General features: G+C 68.2%; 13 protein-coding genes and 3 pseudogenes. 5 read left to right on the forward strand and 11 right to left on the reverse strand.

Features of this window, described 5'->3' with window-relative positions:
* Together AC27KI_RS12340 and AC27KI_RS12345 are read left to right on the forward strand one after the other, a co-directional pair.
* Window positions 1-235 (forward strand): annotated as a pseudogene (locus AC27KI_RS12340) (UDP-2,3-diacylglucosamine diphosphatase); the annotation flags it as partial.
* A 53-nt stretch (window positions 236-288) separates the two neighbouring features.
* Window positions 289-1,110: a M90 family metallopeptidase gene (locus AC27KI_RS12345; protein WP_487114040.1), complete on the forward strand. Its 822-nt coding sequence runs from the start codon at window positions 289-291 to the stop codon at window positions 1,108-1,110.
* An 84-nt stretch (window positions 1,111-1,194) separates the two neighbouring features.
* Here AC27KI_RS12345 and hmuQ read toward each other — a convergent pair whose 3' ends face one another.
* From hmuQ to AC27KI_RS12385, 8 genes and pseudogenes are all read right to left on the reverse strand, one after another.
* Complete coding sequence (gene hmuQ / locus AC27KI_RS12350; protein ID WP_272564000.1) at window positions 1,195-1,497, reverse strand: heme-degrading protein HmuQ; 303 nt, start codon at window positions 1,495-1,497, stop codon at window positions 1,195-1,197.
* A 131-nt stretch (window positions 1,498-1,628) separates the two neighbouring features.
* On the reverse strand, window positions 1,629-2,516 hold the full coding sequence (locus AC27KI_RS12355) for a DUF3014 domain-containing protein (protein WP_487089514.1): 888 nt from the start codon (window positions 2,514-2,516) through the stop codon (window positions 1,629-1,631).
* Window positions 2,517-2,740: 224 nt separating this feature from the next.
* Window positions 2,741-3,418, reverse strand: coding sequence for an alpha/beta hydrolase (locus tag AC27KI_RS12360; protein ID WP_284427850.1), 678 nt, complete (start codon window positions 3,416-3,418; stop codon window positions 2,741-2,743).
* Window positions 3,419-3,499: 81 nt separating this feature from the next.
* Window positions 3,500-4,341: pseudogene (locus AC27KI_RS12365) on the reverse strand (DODA-type extradiol aromatic ring-opening family dioxygenase).
* A gap of 119 nt (window positions 4,342-4,460) precedes the next feature.
* A pseudogene (gene arfB / locus AC27KI_RS12370) lies at window positions 4,461-4,880 on the reverse strand (alternative ribosome rescue aminoacyl-tRNA hydrolase ArfB).
* On the reverse strand, window positions 4,877-5,812 hold the full coding sequence (locus tag AC27KI_RS12375) for an alpha/beta fold hydrolase (RefSeq protein ID WP_487089516.1): 936 nt from the start codon (window positions 5,810-5,812) through the stop codon (window positions 4,877-4,879). Before AC27KI_RS12375 ends, arfB begins: the two are co-directional and overlap by 4 nt.
* Window positions 5,813-5,814: 2 nt before the next feature.
* On the reverse strand, window positions 5,815-6,258 hold the full coding sequence (gene aroQ / locus AC27KI_RS12380) for a type II 3-dehydroquinate dehydratase (protein WP_272564006.1): 444 nt from the start codon (window positions 6,256-6,258) through the stop codon (window positions 5,815-5,817).
* A gap of 135 nt (window positions 6,259-6,393) precedes the next feature.
* A complete protein-coding gene (locus AC27KI_RS12385) occupies window positions 6,394-6,762 on the reverse strand; it encodes a hypothetical protein (RefSeq protein ID WP_284428763.1) in 369 nt (122 codons plus the stop codon).
* A 166-nt stretch (window positions 6,763-6,928) separates the two neighbouring features.
* Between AC27KI_RS12385 and AC27KI_RS12390 the strand changes: the two genes are divergently transcribed.
* From AC27KI_RS12390 to AC27KI_RS12400, 3 genes are all read left to right on the forward strand, one after another.
* Complete coding sequence (locus AC27KI_RS12390; RefSeq protein WP_487089517.1) at window positions 6,929-8,740, forward strand: glutamine--tRNA ligase/YqeY domain fusion protein; 1,812 nt, start codon at window positions 6,929-6,931, stop codon at window positions 8,738-8,740.
* Window positions 8,741-8,862: 122 nt separating this feature from the next.
* On the forward strand, window positions 8,863-9,195 hold the full coding sequence (locus AC27KI_RS12395; protein ID WP_487114042.1) for a DUF2322 family protein: 333 nt from the start codon (window positions 8,863-8,865) through the stop codon (window positions 9,193-9,195).
* A 172-nt stretch (window positions 9,196-9,367) separates the two neighbouring features.
* Window positions 9,368-10,264 carry an alpha/beta hydrolase gene (locus AC27KI_RS12400; protein WP_487114044.1) on the forward strand — a complete coding sequence of 299 codons (897 nt, stop codon included), beginning with the start codon at window positions 9,368-9,370 and terminating at the stop codon, window positions 10,262-10,264.
* Window positions 10,265-10,427: 163 nt separating this feature from the next.
* Here AC27KI_RS12400 and AC27KI_RS12405 read toward each other — a convergent pair whose 3' ends face one another.
* The 3 genes from AC27KI_RS12405 to AC27KI_RS12415 all read right to left on the reverse strand — a co-directional run bounded on the left by AC27KI_RS12405 (window position 10,428) and on the right by AC27KI_RS12415 (window position 12,847).
* On the reverse strand, window positions 10,428-10,793 hold the full coding sequence (locus AC27KI_RS12405) for a hypothetical protein (protein WP_487114046.1): 366 nt from the start codon (window positions 10,791-10,793) through the stop codon (window positions 10,428-10,430).
* Window positions 10,781-11,485 (reverse strand): hypothetical protein, encoded by a 705-nt coding sequence (locus AC27KI_RS12410; protein ID WP_487114048.1) that lies wholly within the window; start codon window positions 11,483-11,485, stop codon window positions 10,781-10,783. Before AC27KI_RS12410 ends, AC27KI_RS12405 begins: the two co-directional genes overlap by 13 nt.
* A 99-nt stretch (window positions 11,486-11,584) precedes the next feature.
* Window positions 11,585-12,847, reverse strand: a complete 1,263-nt coding sequence (locus AC27KI_RS12415; protein ID WP_487114050.1) for a phospholipase D-like domain-containing protein — start codon at window positions 12,845-12,847, stop codon at window positions 11,585-11,587.
* Window positions 12,848-12,940: the final 93 nt, after the last annotated feature.

Raw genomic sequence — 12,940 nt, forward strand, 5'->3', positions numbered from 1 at the left:
CGAGGCGGCCTACGCCGATCTGGACGGCCCGGCCACGCGGCAATGGCTGCAGGCCGCAGGCGCCCGCACGCTGATCCACGGCCACACGCACCGTCCTGCCGTCCACGCCGTGGGGCCGGGCCTGCAGCGCGTGGTGCTGAGCGACTGGGACGCAGCCGCCCGTCCGCCGCGCGCCGAGGTGCTGCGCCTGTCGCCCGGCCGGGGCTTGGAACGGCTCGCCGCCGTCCCCATGTAGGCGGCATCTCTTTTTCCGCCAGGGAGTGCGCGAGCAGGCCCTCCCCCTCTTTCATGCCTGCTCTCTGGAACAAACTCTGGCACCGCGTGCGCGCGACCGTCGCCCCCGTGCCGGAGATCTCCGCCCCGCTCTGGCTGCAGACCCTGCAGCGCTATCCGTTCCTGTCCGCCCTGCCGCTGCAGGACCAGGCCAAGCTGAGGGCACTCAGCGCCCTCTTTCTGCAGCGCAAGGAATTCACCGGCGCGCACGGCCTGCAGGTCACCGATGCCATGGCGGTCGCCATCGCGGCCCAGGCGTGCCTGCCCGTGCTGCACTGGGGCACGCCCGCCCAGGCACTCGACTGGTACGACGATTTCGTGGGCATCGTGGTCCACCCCGGCGAGGCCGTGGCGCGCCGGCAGTCCACCGACGAGGCCGGCGTGGTGCACGACTACACCGAGGTGCTGCTGGGCGAGGCCATGCACCGGGGCCCGGTCATGCTGAGCTGGCCGGCCGTGGACAGCGCGGGCAGCGGCCAGGACCGGGGCATGAGCGTGGTCATCCACGAGTTCGTGCACAAGCTGGACATGCGCAACGGCAACGCGGACGGCTACCCGCCCCTGCCAACGGGCTTTCTGGGCACTACCGGCCCGCAGGCGGCGCGGCAGGCCTGGCGCGCGGCGTGGCAGCCCGCCTATGACGCCTTCCGGGAGCGCGTGATCATCGCCGAGCGCTTTGGCGGCGAATGGCCCTGGCTGGATGCCTACGGCGCGACGGCCCCGGCCGAATTCTTCGCCGTGGCGTGCGAGGCGTACTTCGTGGACCGGGCGACGTTCGCCGCCGAGTTCCCGGACCTGATGCCCACGCTGGACGCCTTCTACCGCCGGGGATTGTGAGTCAAAACCCCTTCACGCCATAGATTTCATTGCCCTCGTTGCTATTATTTATATAGCAATCGACCGCCTGGCCGGCGCGGGCGCTCACAGCGCGGATTCGAACAGTTCCAGTTGCGGCGGTCCCAGGTACAGATCGCGCTTTTGCCCCGCGCCCGCGTGCGCGGCCCGGAAGGCGTCGGAGCGGGTCCACGCCTCGAAATCCGCGCGCGACGCCCAGACGGTGTGCGAGGCGAACAGCGTGTGCTCGGGCGTCGTGTCGCCCCGCAGCAGGTGGAAGGACTGGAAGCCCGGCACCTGCGCCAGATGGCTGTCGCGCTGGCGCCAGATCTCGACGAACTCCTCCTCACGGCCGGGGGCGATGCGGAAACGGTTCATGGCAACGAACATGGTGGGAGGCTCCCTGAAGTGAAAGATCAGAAATCAAACCGCAGAAGTGAAACCGCGGGAAGGGGCCGCGTTCACCAGACGGCGAGGCGCGGCGCGCGCCGGCCGCAGCAGGGCCGGCGCGCCCGTGGCGCTCAGGGCTTGCGCGCCATCTCGCCCGTCGCGACCCGGCGGCGCAGCTCGGCCAGCACGGTTTTCATCCGCCGCTCGTTCTCCACGCCCATGCGCACGAGGATCTTCTGGCCGCTGGACAGGGCTTGCAGCTTCGGGTCGGCGAATTCGTAGCGCACCCAGGGGCGCGTGGAGGGCACCTCGCCGGCCACCTTGGTGAGCTGCACCTGCACCGGGCCGGTGGGCTCGGGCGCCTGCAGCAGGTTGTCCAGCGTGGCCACCAGCCGGTCGTTGAAGTAGCGGCGCGGAAAGCCCAGCTCTTCGTACGCCTGCTGGAACAGCGGGTACAGCCGGGCGTACAGCGCAACGGCCTGGTCCTGCGGAATGGCTTCGGCCAGCATGACGAAGGCGCGGTAGCGGCCCGCATTGGTGGCGGCGATCGTCTCCGTCTCGCTGCCCTCGCCATCCACCAGGAACCGCTGCGGCATGGGCTGCACGGGCCACAGTCGGGACGGCGCGCTCTGGCGCGACAGGTTGTCCACCGTGGCGACCGCGCGCTGCACGAAGCCGTCCATGCGCAGCAGCGACGCGACCGAGTCCGCCCCGACCCATCCCGTGACCGCATCGGTCAGGGGGCGGTCCGATTCGGCCAGGGTGGGGAGTTTGGTGTCGGGCGGCTGCACCGTGTCCATGGGGTTCTGGGGTCCGGAGGCCGCGGATGCGGGCGGCGCGGCGGCCTGGGACGCGGACTGGCTGGCCACGGGCGGCAATGCCACCGGCTCGGACGCCGGGCGCCCCCAGAACCACCAGGCCGCGCCGGCGCCCAGCGCGCCAGCGACCAGCACCCACGGAATCCAGGCGCGCGAAGCCTGCTGCGCGGGCCGCAACTCCACCGTGTCACGTTCAGGCATGAATGCCTCCTTTTCTTGGGTTTCGGGAAAGCCGCGGTAGAAAGACAAGATGCCCCGCGGCCGCCCATCGATTGGAAGCGATGGACTCCACCGGGCCGTAACGCCGTGTGACGGGTCCGGTCACCGCTGGCATGGGGGGTGTCGTGCACCGCTCGGTGGCCGGTACCAGCCGGCGGGGGTCCACGCAAGGAACGGTGGGCCCGCGGGGCCCATCGGTCAGCCGCTCAGCGCGCGGCCTGCGGCTGCGGGTGCTGCAGGCCGCCCAGCCATCCCATGGCATCGGTCAGTTCGGCCTGCCGGATCTCGTGCGCTCCGGGGTATTCGCGGTAGGTCAGGTCCAGCGACAGCCCCCGGGCATGGTCGCGGATGGCGTGGGCCTGGGCCAGGGGAATCACGTTGTCCTGCACGCCATGGCTCACCCAGAGCGGCTTGCCGCGCAGGCTCTCGGCCGCGGCGGCGAACGGCATCGCCTGGGGCAGCAGCCGGCTGTGCCACACCATGGCGGCGTGCAGCAACTCCGGCCGGGTGAACAGCAGGGACAAGGCCATGATGCCGCCCTGGCTGAAACCGCCCACCACCACCCGCTCGGGGGGCACGCCCAGTTGCAGCGCGGCGGCCTCCACCGTGAGCGCCACCAGCGAGCGGCTGGCCGCCTCCTGCGGCTCATGGATGGAACGGCTGCCATCGGGCAGCACGGAAAACTCGAACCACGCATGGGAGCCCGGCCCCATGGCATGCGGCGCGCGCAGGCTCACGACATGAAAGTGCGGGGGAACGTAGGGGGCCAGGCCGAACAGGTCGCCCTCGTTGCTGCCCACGCCGTGCATGAGAACGAGCAGCCAGGGAGAGGTGGTGTGGGCAGCGGCGGGGCGGTTCAGGAAGGGAAGCGGCAGATCAAGCATCGATGGGTGCCCTGAGAAGGCGTTCAAGGCAGGGATGAGGGGTTGCGAATCAGGGTTGGAGTGGAACGGGGCCCGGGGAGTTCATGCCGCGGACCGCAGGGCGAAGGCGTCCATGGCCAGGGCGCCATAGCGGACCTCCCGGCTCAGGTAGTGCGCCTGCGCCTCGGGGCCAGCGCGCCCAGGGCGAAAAACAAGGGCAGGAAATGGTCTTCGCTGGGGTGGGCGCGCTCGGCATGCGGGGCCTGCCGCCGGTAGTCCAGCAGCGCGGGCCAGTCGCGCCGCTGCACGGCGTCTTCGATCCAGCGGCTGAATTCGGTCACATAGGGCAAGGGCTCGTTGGCGCCGCCAAAGAACTCGGCCAGGTTGTGCGTCATGCTGCCGGAGCCCACCACCAGCACGCCTTCGCTGCGCAGGCCCTGCAAGGCGGCGCCCATGGCGTAGACCTCGGCAGGCCCGGCGCTGGACGGCAGGGCCACCTGCACCACGGGCAGCCGAGCGTCGGGAAACAGATGCATCAGCGGCACCCAGGCGCCATGGTCGAAGGGCCGCTCCGCATCGCCTTCGGCCGCGATGCCGGCCGAACGCAGGCGCGCCAGCACCGTTTCGGCCAGGGCCGGGGCGCCTGCGGCCGGGTAGCGCAAGGCGTACAGGGCCGGCGGAAATCCGCCGAAATCGTGCCACGTGGCGGGCTGCGGCCCGGTCATCACTTTCGGCGATCGCGGCATCCAGTGCGGCGACATGACCACCACCCCGCGAAGGTGCGGAAAGCGCGCCTGGACCTCCTGGCCCCAGCGGGTGAGGGCCGGGCCGGTTTCGCCGGCGTCCACCGCGAACAGCGGGGCGCCATGGGAGAGATACAGCGCGGGGAGTTCGGCATTCCTGCCGCTGTCGGTGGGTGCGCGGGCCCGTTCCAGATCGGACATGAAGATTCCTCGGTTGCCGACAGATGGGGTCGGTGGCGGCGGTTCCAACCCCCGCGGCGATCGGCGCAGCCTGTGCCGCCACGGGCCAGCGAACGCTCGCCGGGACGCCCCCCGCCTTTTCAGTCGCGCACCGGGCCGCGCAGCGCCTTGATGCCCGAGCGCACGCTCTTGGATTCCAGGCGGCGCTGCTTGGAGCCATAGGTCGGCTTGGTGGCCCGGCGGGTGCGCGGCGGCTGCGCCACGCTGGCCACCAGGGCCTGCAGGCGCTGGAGTCCGTCGAGGCGGTTCGCTTCCTAGCTGCGGTACTGCTGGGCCTTGATGACCAGCACGCCCTCCTGCGTGATCCGGCTGTCGCGCAGCGCGAGCAGGCGCTCCTTCACGCCGTCGGGCAACGAAGACGCCGCGATATCGAAGCGCAGGTGCACTGCGCTGGACACCTTGTTGACGTTCTGCCCGCCAGCGCCCTGCGCCCGCATGGCGGTGATCTCCACCTCGCGCTCGTCCACCTGGGGCACGAAGGCCGCCGGCGGCGCGGTCATCGGCCGGCCGCCAGGGATGCGGCAGCCGGCTGTGCCCCGTCTGCCAGCGCGGCCAGCAACGCGGCCATGAAGGGCCGGGGCTGTTCGAACTGCACCCAGTGGCCGGCCTCGGGGATGAAGTCCAGGCCGCGGAAGTCCGGCACCACCGCCCGGAACGCCGCCTCGAGCTCCACGATCCAGCGCTTGTAGAGGGCATCGTTGCGGCCATAGATGGCGTGCACCGGGCAGGTCACCCGGGGCAGCGAGCGCGCCAGGATGTCGGTGTGCGCCAGCCGGCGGCGCGGCATGCGGTCGCGCACCACGTTGGCCACGTGCAGACCAAGCGCCAGGCCTTCGATGAGCGCCGGATCCTGCAGCATCAGCACGGCCAGGTTGTGGCGGTGCACCTGCGGCTGCTGGTCCGCGGGCAGGTGCCGCCAGGCTTTCAGTTCGAACTGGCGGTGCGGCACCACGCCCATGGCCGGCGCGCCCACGATGACCAGTTGCCGGGCCAGCTCGGGGTGATCGGCCAGCAGCAGGCCCGCCACCATGCCGCCGAACGAGAACCCCACCAGATCGCACGGCTGCGGCCCCCACAGCGCGCGCATGCCCTCGCACAGCGGCTCGACCAGCGCGTCGGCATCGGCGCCCGTCGGGGGCAGAGCGGACTCCCCGAAACCGGGCAGATCCGGCACCCAGACCTGGTAGCCCGCCGCGACCAGGTCTTCGATGTTGCGCACCCAGTGGGTCCAGCTGCCGCTGCCGCCGTGCAGCAGCACCAGCGGCGGCTGCCCGGGCACGGCCGGGCCCCAGGAGTGCCACACCAGATCGCCGTCGCCGCAAGGCGTGGTGTGCCGCGTGGCCAACGCCTGCAGGCGCCGCACTTCGGGCGGGGTGCCATCGGGCGCCGCGGCCCCGGCAGATCCGGGGTAGGCCACTGGGGCGGTGGGCACCGTCACCATCCCGCCAGGCCGTCGATGGCCAGCGGATAGCCCTGCACGCCGAACCCGCACATCACCGCGCGCGCCACGCCGGACAGATAGGAATGGTGGCGGAAGGCTTCGCGGGCATGCACGTTGCTGATGTGCAACTCCACCAGCGGCACGCCCGTGCCCTTGACGGCATCCAGCAGTGCCACGCTGGTGTGGGTGTAGGCCGCGGCATTCAGCACCACGCCGGCCAGTTCGCCAGCACCGTGGAGGCGGCCGGCCTCATGGATCCAGTCCACCAGGTCGCCCTCGTGGTTGCTCTGGCGGAACTGCAGCGCAAACCCATGGCGCTCGCACGCCTGTGCGCACAGCCGCTCCACATCGGCCAGCGTGTGCACGCCGTACACCGAGGGCTCGCGCGTGCCGAGCAGGTTCAGATTGGGTCCGTTGAGGACAAAGACGGTTTTCACAGGGCCAGCACTCCAGGCAAGGCGTCGCCGCCAGTCGGCGAACGCGAACAGGGCGAATTATGCGTGGCGCTCCCAAAGAAAACGGCCCCGAGGGGCCGTTGGGACTGCTGGGCAGCCAGGGGACAGCGATGGGTTTCAGCGACCGTAGTAGCCCCGGTCCCGTCCGTGCCAGTGGCGGCCGCCGCCGTAGTACCCGTAGGGGGCGACCACCACCGGAGGCGGGGGCGCGTAGTACACCGGCCGTGGCGGCGGGTAGTAGACAGGGGGGGGTGCGTAGACCACCGGGGGCGGGCCGTAATAGACGGGACGGGGCGGCGGGTAATAGGCTGGCGGTGCCACCACGACGGGGTAGCCGCCGCCTCCGACCCCGACCGCCACGCCGGGCGCCCCGATGCCCACAGACCAGGAAATATCGCGTGCCTGGGCGGCACCGGTGCCCGCCAGGAGGGCGAGCGCCACGCCGGCGGTGGCGGCCATGGCTGAGAGAGAGCGGCTGTTCGTCATGGAAATCTCCTTTGGATGGGAGCCCCGCCATCGCGGAACGCCCGTGGATGCTCAACGCATCACATGTCCGAAAGGATGGCACAAACCGCCTGCAATGTTGTTTCTGGACGTAGCGCGCTGTGTTTCACCCGGTAACGCCCCCAGCACCGCCGCCTAGAATGCCGCCATGAGTTCCCCAGCCCCCCTCGACCCCTCCTCCAACGCCGCGGCCAAGCCCAGCAATTTTCTTCGCCAGATCATCGAGAGCGATCTCGCCAAGGGCACGCATGCCCAGGCGCGCTGGGGCGGCACGCCCGGCGATGCGGCCCACCATGCCGGCGGGCAGCCCGACCCGGCGAAGATCCGCACGCGCTTCCCCCCCGAACCCAACGGTTACCTGCACGTCGGCCATGCCAAGAGCATCTGCCTGAATTTCGGACTGGCTGCCGACTACGGCGGCGTGTGCCACCTGCGCTTCGACGACACCAACCCGGAGAAGGAAGACCAGGAGTACGTGGACGCCATCATCGATGCCGTGCATTGGCTCGGCTTCGACTGGAAGGCCAGCGGCGACGGCGCCGACCACCTGTACTACGCCAGCAACTATTTCGATTTCATGTACCGCGCGGCCGAGTACCTGATCGAAAACGGCAAGGCCTACGTGGACGAGCAGACCCCCGACGAGATGCGCACCAACCGTGGCGACTTCGGCAAGCCCGGCGTGGACAGCCCCTTTCGCAGCCGCACCGTGGCCGAAAACCTCGCGCGCTTTCGCGAAATGCGCGAGGGCAAGCTGCCCGACGGCGCAGGCGTGCTGCGCGCGAAGATCGACATGGCCTCGCCCAACATCAACCTGCGCGACCCGGCCATCTACCGCATCAAGCACGCCGAGCACCACAACACCGGCAACCAGTGGTGCATCTACCCGATGTACACCTTCGCCCACCCCATCGAGGACGCGCTGGAGCACATCACCCACAGCATCTGCACGCTGGAATTCGAAGACCAGCGCCCCTTCTACGACTGGCTCATGGACCGCTTGGTGGAAGGCGGCCTCATCGCCGCGCCGCAGCCGCGCCAGTACGAGTTCGCGCGCCTGAACCTCACCTACGTGGTCACCAGCAAGCGCAAGCTCAAGCACCTGGTGGACAACGGCATCGTGACCGGCTGGGACGATCCCCGCATGCCCACCATCGTCGGCCTGCGCCGCCGCGGCTACACGCCCGAATCGATCCGCCTGTTCTGCGAACGCATCGGCGTGACCAAGGACTACAGCTGGATCGACTACAGCACGCTGGAAGGCTGCCTGCGCGAAGACCTGGAAGCCAAGGCCCACCGCGGCATGGCGGTGCTCAACCCCGTCAAGCTGGTGCTGACCAACTGGGACGAGGTGATGGGCGCCGGCCACCTGGAGCCCTGCAGCCTGCCCGCCCTGCCCCACCCGCCCGAGGGCACCGAATCGCCCCTGCGCCATTTCACGATCGGCAAGGCGGTGTGGATCGAGCGCGAAGACTTCGAGGAAGTGCCCCCCAAGGGATACAAGCGCCTGTTCCCCGGCAACAAGGTGCGCCTCAAGGGCGGCTACGTGATCGAATGCACGGGCTGCAACAAGGACGCCGATGGCCGGATCACCGAAGTGCTGGCCACCGTGGTGCCCGACACCAAGAGCGGCACCCCCGGCGCCGACACCGTGAAGGTGAAGGCCGCCATCACCTGGGTGGGCGTGGCCGATGGCGTGAAGGCGGAGGTGCGCATGTACGACCGGCTCTTCACCGATGCGCAGCCCGATGCCGGCGGGAAAGACTTCCTCACGCTGCTGAACCCGGACAGCCTGAAGGTCGTGACGGCCATCGTGGAGCCCTCGCTGGCCAACGCCCGACCGGGCGACCAGTTCCAGTTCGAGCGTCACGGGTACTTCGTGGCGGACAGCAAGGACCATGCGGCGGGCAAGCCGGTGTTCAATCTGGCCGTGGGCCTGAAGGACTCCTGGGGCAAGTAAGCCAACGCAACAGCCGGCCCGGACAACGGCGGCCATCGCCGTCGCGGGCCGGTCCCGTTATCCAACGATGGAAGTCCCTGGCCATCCAGCGCCAGGGACGCATCGCACTCCCGATTTCGAGAATGAACTTTTCCGCGCGCCTTCAACAACTCCCATCCGTTGCCGACCTCTCCGCCCTGCACCTGCTGGACCCGGACGGACAGGTCATCGCCACGCTGGAAAACAAGCCCGGACAAGCGGGCTCCCTGGCCGTCTACAACGCGTTGTCCACCTTGTACGGCGGCACCATCACGCCCGCAGCGGCCAGCCTGGGCCTGGAGTGGTACGCAGAGCACACGGCCGATGCACACGCCCACCGCGGCAAGCACCCCAACATCGACCGTCTGGTGGCCTGGGCGTCCGGCACGGCCAGCTACCGTGCGCAGCGGGTACCAGCGCTCCCGACCACCGCCTGACATCCGCGGGCAAAGCCGGTTCGGAAGCATCGCGATTTCGGCAGTGACACCCGCGCCATGGCGGCGTCATCTCTGACGGCCAAGGCGCTGGCGCGCCAACCATAATCCGCCCGGCACCGGCCTGTCGCCTGTGTCCCGGCCCGATCGCCGGACCACCCACTTGGAGGCGCGATTGAAACACCCTCACCGTTCATGGGCCCGCGCGGCATGGCAAGTCACAGGCATCCTGGCCCTGGCCGCGTGGCTGACCGGTTGCTCCGCGGTCGGCACGCTCAATGCGCTCACGGCCAAGGACAGCCATACCGTCCAGGCCGGCGTGGCCTACGGCACGCTGCCGCGCCAGCAACTGGACATCTACCGGCCGAAAACGACGGCGCCAGCGGCCGGCTGGCCGGTCGCGGTGTTCTTCTACGGCGGCTCCTGGAACAGCGGCGAGCGCGGCGACTACCTGTTCCTGGGCGAAGCGCTCGCGGCACGCGGCGTGCTGACGATGGTGGCCGACTACCGCCTCTACCCCGAGGTGCGCTACCCCGAATTCCTGCAGGACAGCGCACTGGCCGTGGCCTACGGCCTGGACCATGCGGCGCAGTGGGGTGGCGACCCGAAACGGGTGTTCGCCATGGGCCACAGTGCCGGCGGCTACAACGCGGCGATGCTGGCGCTGGACCCGCGCTGGCTGCAGCCCACGGGCCACACGCCGAACGAGCTTGCCGGCTGGATCGGCCTGGCGGGGCCGTACGACTTCTTTCCCACCGACAACCCGCAAGCGCAGCCGGTGTTTTTCCACCCGAACTACCCGCCCAAGGCCCAGCCCATCGAGTTCGCACACCCCGGTGCGCCGCGCACCTTCCTGGCGGCCCCGGTCAACGACCGGCTCGTGAGCCCGGAGCGCAGCACCCAACAGATGGCGCAGAAGCTGCAGGCCGCTGGCGTGCCGGTCACGCTGAAGTCGTATCCCCGCGCCAGCCACACCACGCTCGTCGGCGCATTCGCGTGGCCGCTGCGCTGGGTCGCGCCGGCGGTGGACGATGTGGAGGCGTTCATCCAGGCGACGCCGCAGGCTCAGTGAACTCGCCTCGACGGCCTGCACTGCCCTATTCAGCAGGAGGACAAGTCACCCAATGATCAATCGTCGAGCCTATTTCGCACCATCAGCCAAGACCGGTTCCAGAACGGCGTTTTGCGCTTGACGGGGTATTTGTGCCTCAGCCACCGAGGCGTTTGAAGAACGGTCACCGACCAGCGCTTTCCATCGTCAAAAAAAAGAAAAAAATGATGGCCTGCGCTGCTGGTGTGACCTCCGGGTTTTTAAAGATGCCCGGGGTGTAGTCGGCAGAGATTTCCAGCAAATCCTCGATATGCAAGGCTGGATTCAGCCAATGGATGAAAAGCGCCTCTTCCTGCGGATTGCCTTCCGTCGTGAAAACCAGATATCCGCGTTCGTCTTCGAACTGCGCTTCCAGAACCCCGCCTTGCAGTTCGACCGTGCGTGCGCTGGGCGCATGCATTAACACGAGGGCTGGCGCTTCTTTTTCAGCCGGGCGGCGATGTTCCAACTGAAAAGCCTGCGACGGTCGGAGCGCCATCAGAAAATCCATCCAAACGAAAGATCGGCCCCCAGCGCACCCAAGGCACCGCCGACGAACACGCCCACCGTGACACAAACAGGCGCTCCCGGGCCACATGCCAGTCCAGCGAGCGCGCCGCCAGCGGCCCCGCCTGCAAACCCGCCACCGATGACCACGCCTTCACGTGCGACGGCCTTGCCTTTGTCTTCGGCCGAAGCGATGTTGTAGATGGCGGCACCGACCGAGACGAACACCAATGCCCGGCCCAATGCGGTGTAACGCATGGCCGCCGCATTGACGGAAGGCCGCTGGCGCCCTGCGCTGTCGATGATTTCCAGATACACGAGGTTCTGTTGATTGGACGCCAGTGAAGTGAACGGCTTTCCGAATTTGTCTTTGGCGTACTTTTCGGTCAGGTCGGCCAAGCTCAGGCCCACCTTCTTTAGATTGATCGCTTTGGCGCGGCCGATATCGGTGGATCGCAGTCGCTGGGCTTCAAGAATGTCGTTGCGAATGGATTGAACCTGCCGGGCCGCATCGTCGGGCGAAAGTGCTCCTGATGCTACCCGGGCCCGGTACTCCTGCGCCAATTGGCGGGTTTTCTCGATGTAACTCTGCCGCACTTTTCCGTCTTGAATAAAACGCTGGGCGAAGTTGGCTGTGACGGATTCCAGCTGAGAAATCGATCCCTCGAGCGCTGTTCTGTCATACACGTCATTCATGAAACCTCTCTTTTGCAACTTGCTTTATTGTCACGCAGTGTACTCAAAGCCCAAGATGCAACGCCCGAGGAAAGCCGTTTTGCAGCGGTGTCATGCAACCTACAGCTGTGTCTCCAGCAAACTCGCCATCCGCTCGGCCAGCTTCTCCTTCATCGGCCGGTCCAGCCAGTCCTGATGGGTCACCCGCCGCGACCGCTTCAGGTCATCCTCGAACACCACCGTCTGCCGTTGGGCAAACGGGGCGTCGTACACGTTCAGGTTGGCCTCGTCGTTCAGCCGGAACGAGCGGTTGTCGAAGTTGGTGGAGCCCACCGACACCATGAGCTGGTCCACGATCATGACCTTGCAGTGGTACATGGTGGGCTCGTACTCGTAGATCTCGGCGCCGGCCTGCAGCAGTTCGCCCCAGGTGGCGCGGGAGGCGGCCTTGACGGTTTCGGTGTCGGTGTGCTCGCCGGGCGTGATGAGCCGGATGCGCACGCCGCGCGCCAGGGCGTCCAGCATCAGCTGCCGGGTCAGGTCGTCGGGCACGAAGTACGCCACCGACAGGTCCAGGCTGCGCTCGGACGAGGTGATGGCCAGGTGGTACATGAGCTGCATGCTCTCGCTGCCGCTGGAGGGGGAGCTGGAGAACATCTGCGCCTTCTGCGTGCCGCTCTGGGCGATGGCGGGAAAGTACGCCTCGCCATGCATCACCTTGCCCGTGACCTTGAGCCAGTTGTCCAGGAAGGTGGCCTGCATCTGCGCGACCGCCGGGCCCTTGACCTGGTAGTGCGAATCGCGCCAGTGGTCGGGGTCCTGCGCGTTGCCGGTCCATGCGGGTGCGATGCCCACCCCGCCGGTGAAGCCCACCAGTCCGTCGGTGACGAGCAGCTTGCGGTGGGTGCGGTTGTTCAGGCGGGCCAGGTTGTACCAGTGGGGTTTGTGGAATTTCTCGACCTCCACGCCGGCCGCCTTCATCTCGGTGAAGTAGCTCTCGTCCATCTTGGAGCTGCCCACCCAGTCCAGCAGCACATGCACCTTCACGCCGGCACGGGCGCGCTCGCTCAGGGCATCGGCGAACTGCTTGCCGATGTCGCCGGACCAGTAGATGTAGGTTTCGAAGGTGACGCTTTTCTGCGCGGCCCGGATGGCGGCCAGCATGGGCGGAAAGATCTGGTCGCCGTTGAGCAGCTCCACCACCTCGTTGCCGCTGGTGATGCCCGGGCCCAGCAGGCTGCCCATGGCGCGTTCGTACTGCGGGTGGGCGGTGGTGTACAGGCGCGGGATCTGGTGCTGCACTTTCTTCTCGCCGGCGGTGAAGTTCAGCGCGAACAGCACGATGGCGGTGGTGGCCACGAAGGTGAGTGCTACGGTGAGCAGGGTGCGGCCTGTTTTTTTTCATGTGCGCGATTGTGGGTGGGCGCCGGGTGCGCGCTTGTAAGCCCACGCCTCCAACTCGGCCAGCGCACGGGG

The sequence above is a fragment of the Acidovorax sp. KPB24-03 genome, assembly GCF_057546605.1.

Excerpts from the sequence above, each read along its gene's own strand:
- AC27KI_RS12345 (WP_487114040.1), top strand. The coding sequence starts at position 289 with ATGCCTGCTCTCTGGAACAAACTCTGGCACCGCGTGCGCGCGACCGTC.
- hmuQ (WP_272564000.1), bottom strand. The coding sequence starts at position 1,497 with ATGTTCGTTGCCATGAACCGTTTCCGCATCGCCCCCGGCCGTGAGGAG.
- AC27KI_RS12355 (WP_487089514.1), bottom strand. The coding sequence starts at position 2,516 with ATGCCTGAACGTGACACGGTGGAGTTGCGGCCCGCGCAGCAGGCTTCG.
- AC27KI_RS12360 (WP_284427850.1), bottom strand. The coding sequence starts at position 3,418 with ATGCTTGATCTGCCGCTTCCCTTCCTGAACCGCCCCGCCGCTGCCCAC.
- AC27KI_RS12385 (WP_284428763.1), bottom strand. The coding sequence starts at position 6,762 with ATGACGAACAGCCGCTCTCTCTCAGCCATGGCCGCCACCGCCGGCGTG.
- AC27KI_RS12390 (WP_487089517.1), top strand. The coding sequence starts at position 6,929 with ATGAGTTCCCCAGCCCCCCTCGACCCCTCCTCCAACGCCGCGGCCAAG.
- AC27KI_RS12395 (WP_487114042.1), top strand. The coding sequence starts at position 8,863 with ATGAACTTTTCCGCGCGCCTTCAACAACTCCCATCCGTTGCCGACCTC.
- AC27KI_RS12405 (WP_487114046.1), bottom strand. The coding sequence starts at position 10,793 with ATGGATTTTCTGATGGCGCTCCGACCGTCGCAGGCTTTTCAGTTGGAA.
- AC27KI_RS12410 (WP_487114048.1), bottom strand. The coding sequence starts at position 11,485 with ATGAATGACGTGTATGACAGAACAGCGCTCGAGGGATCGATTTCTCAG.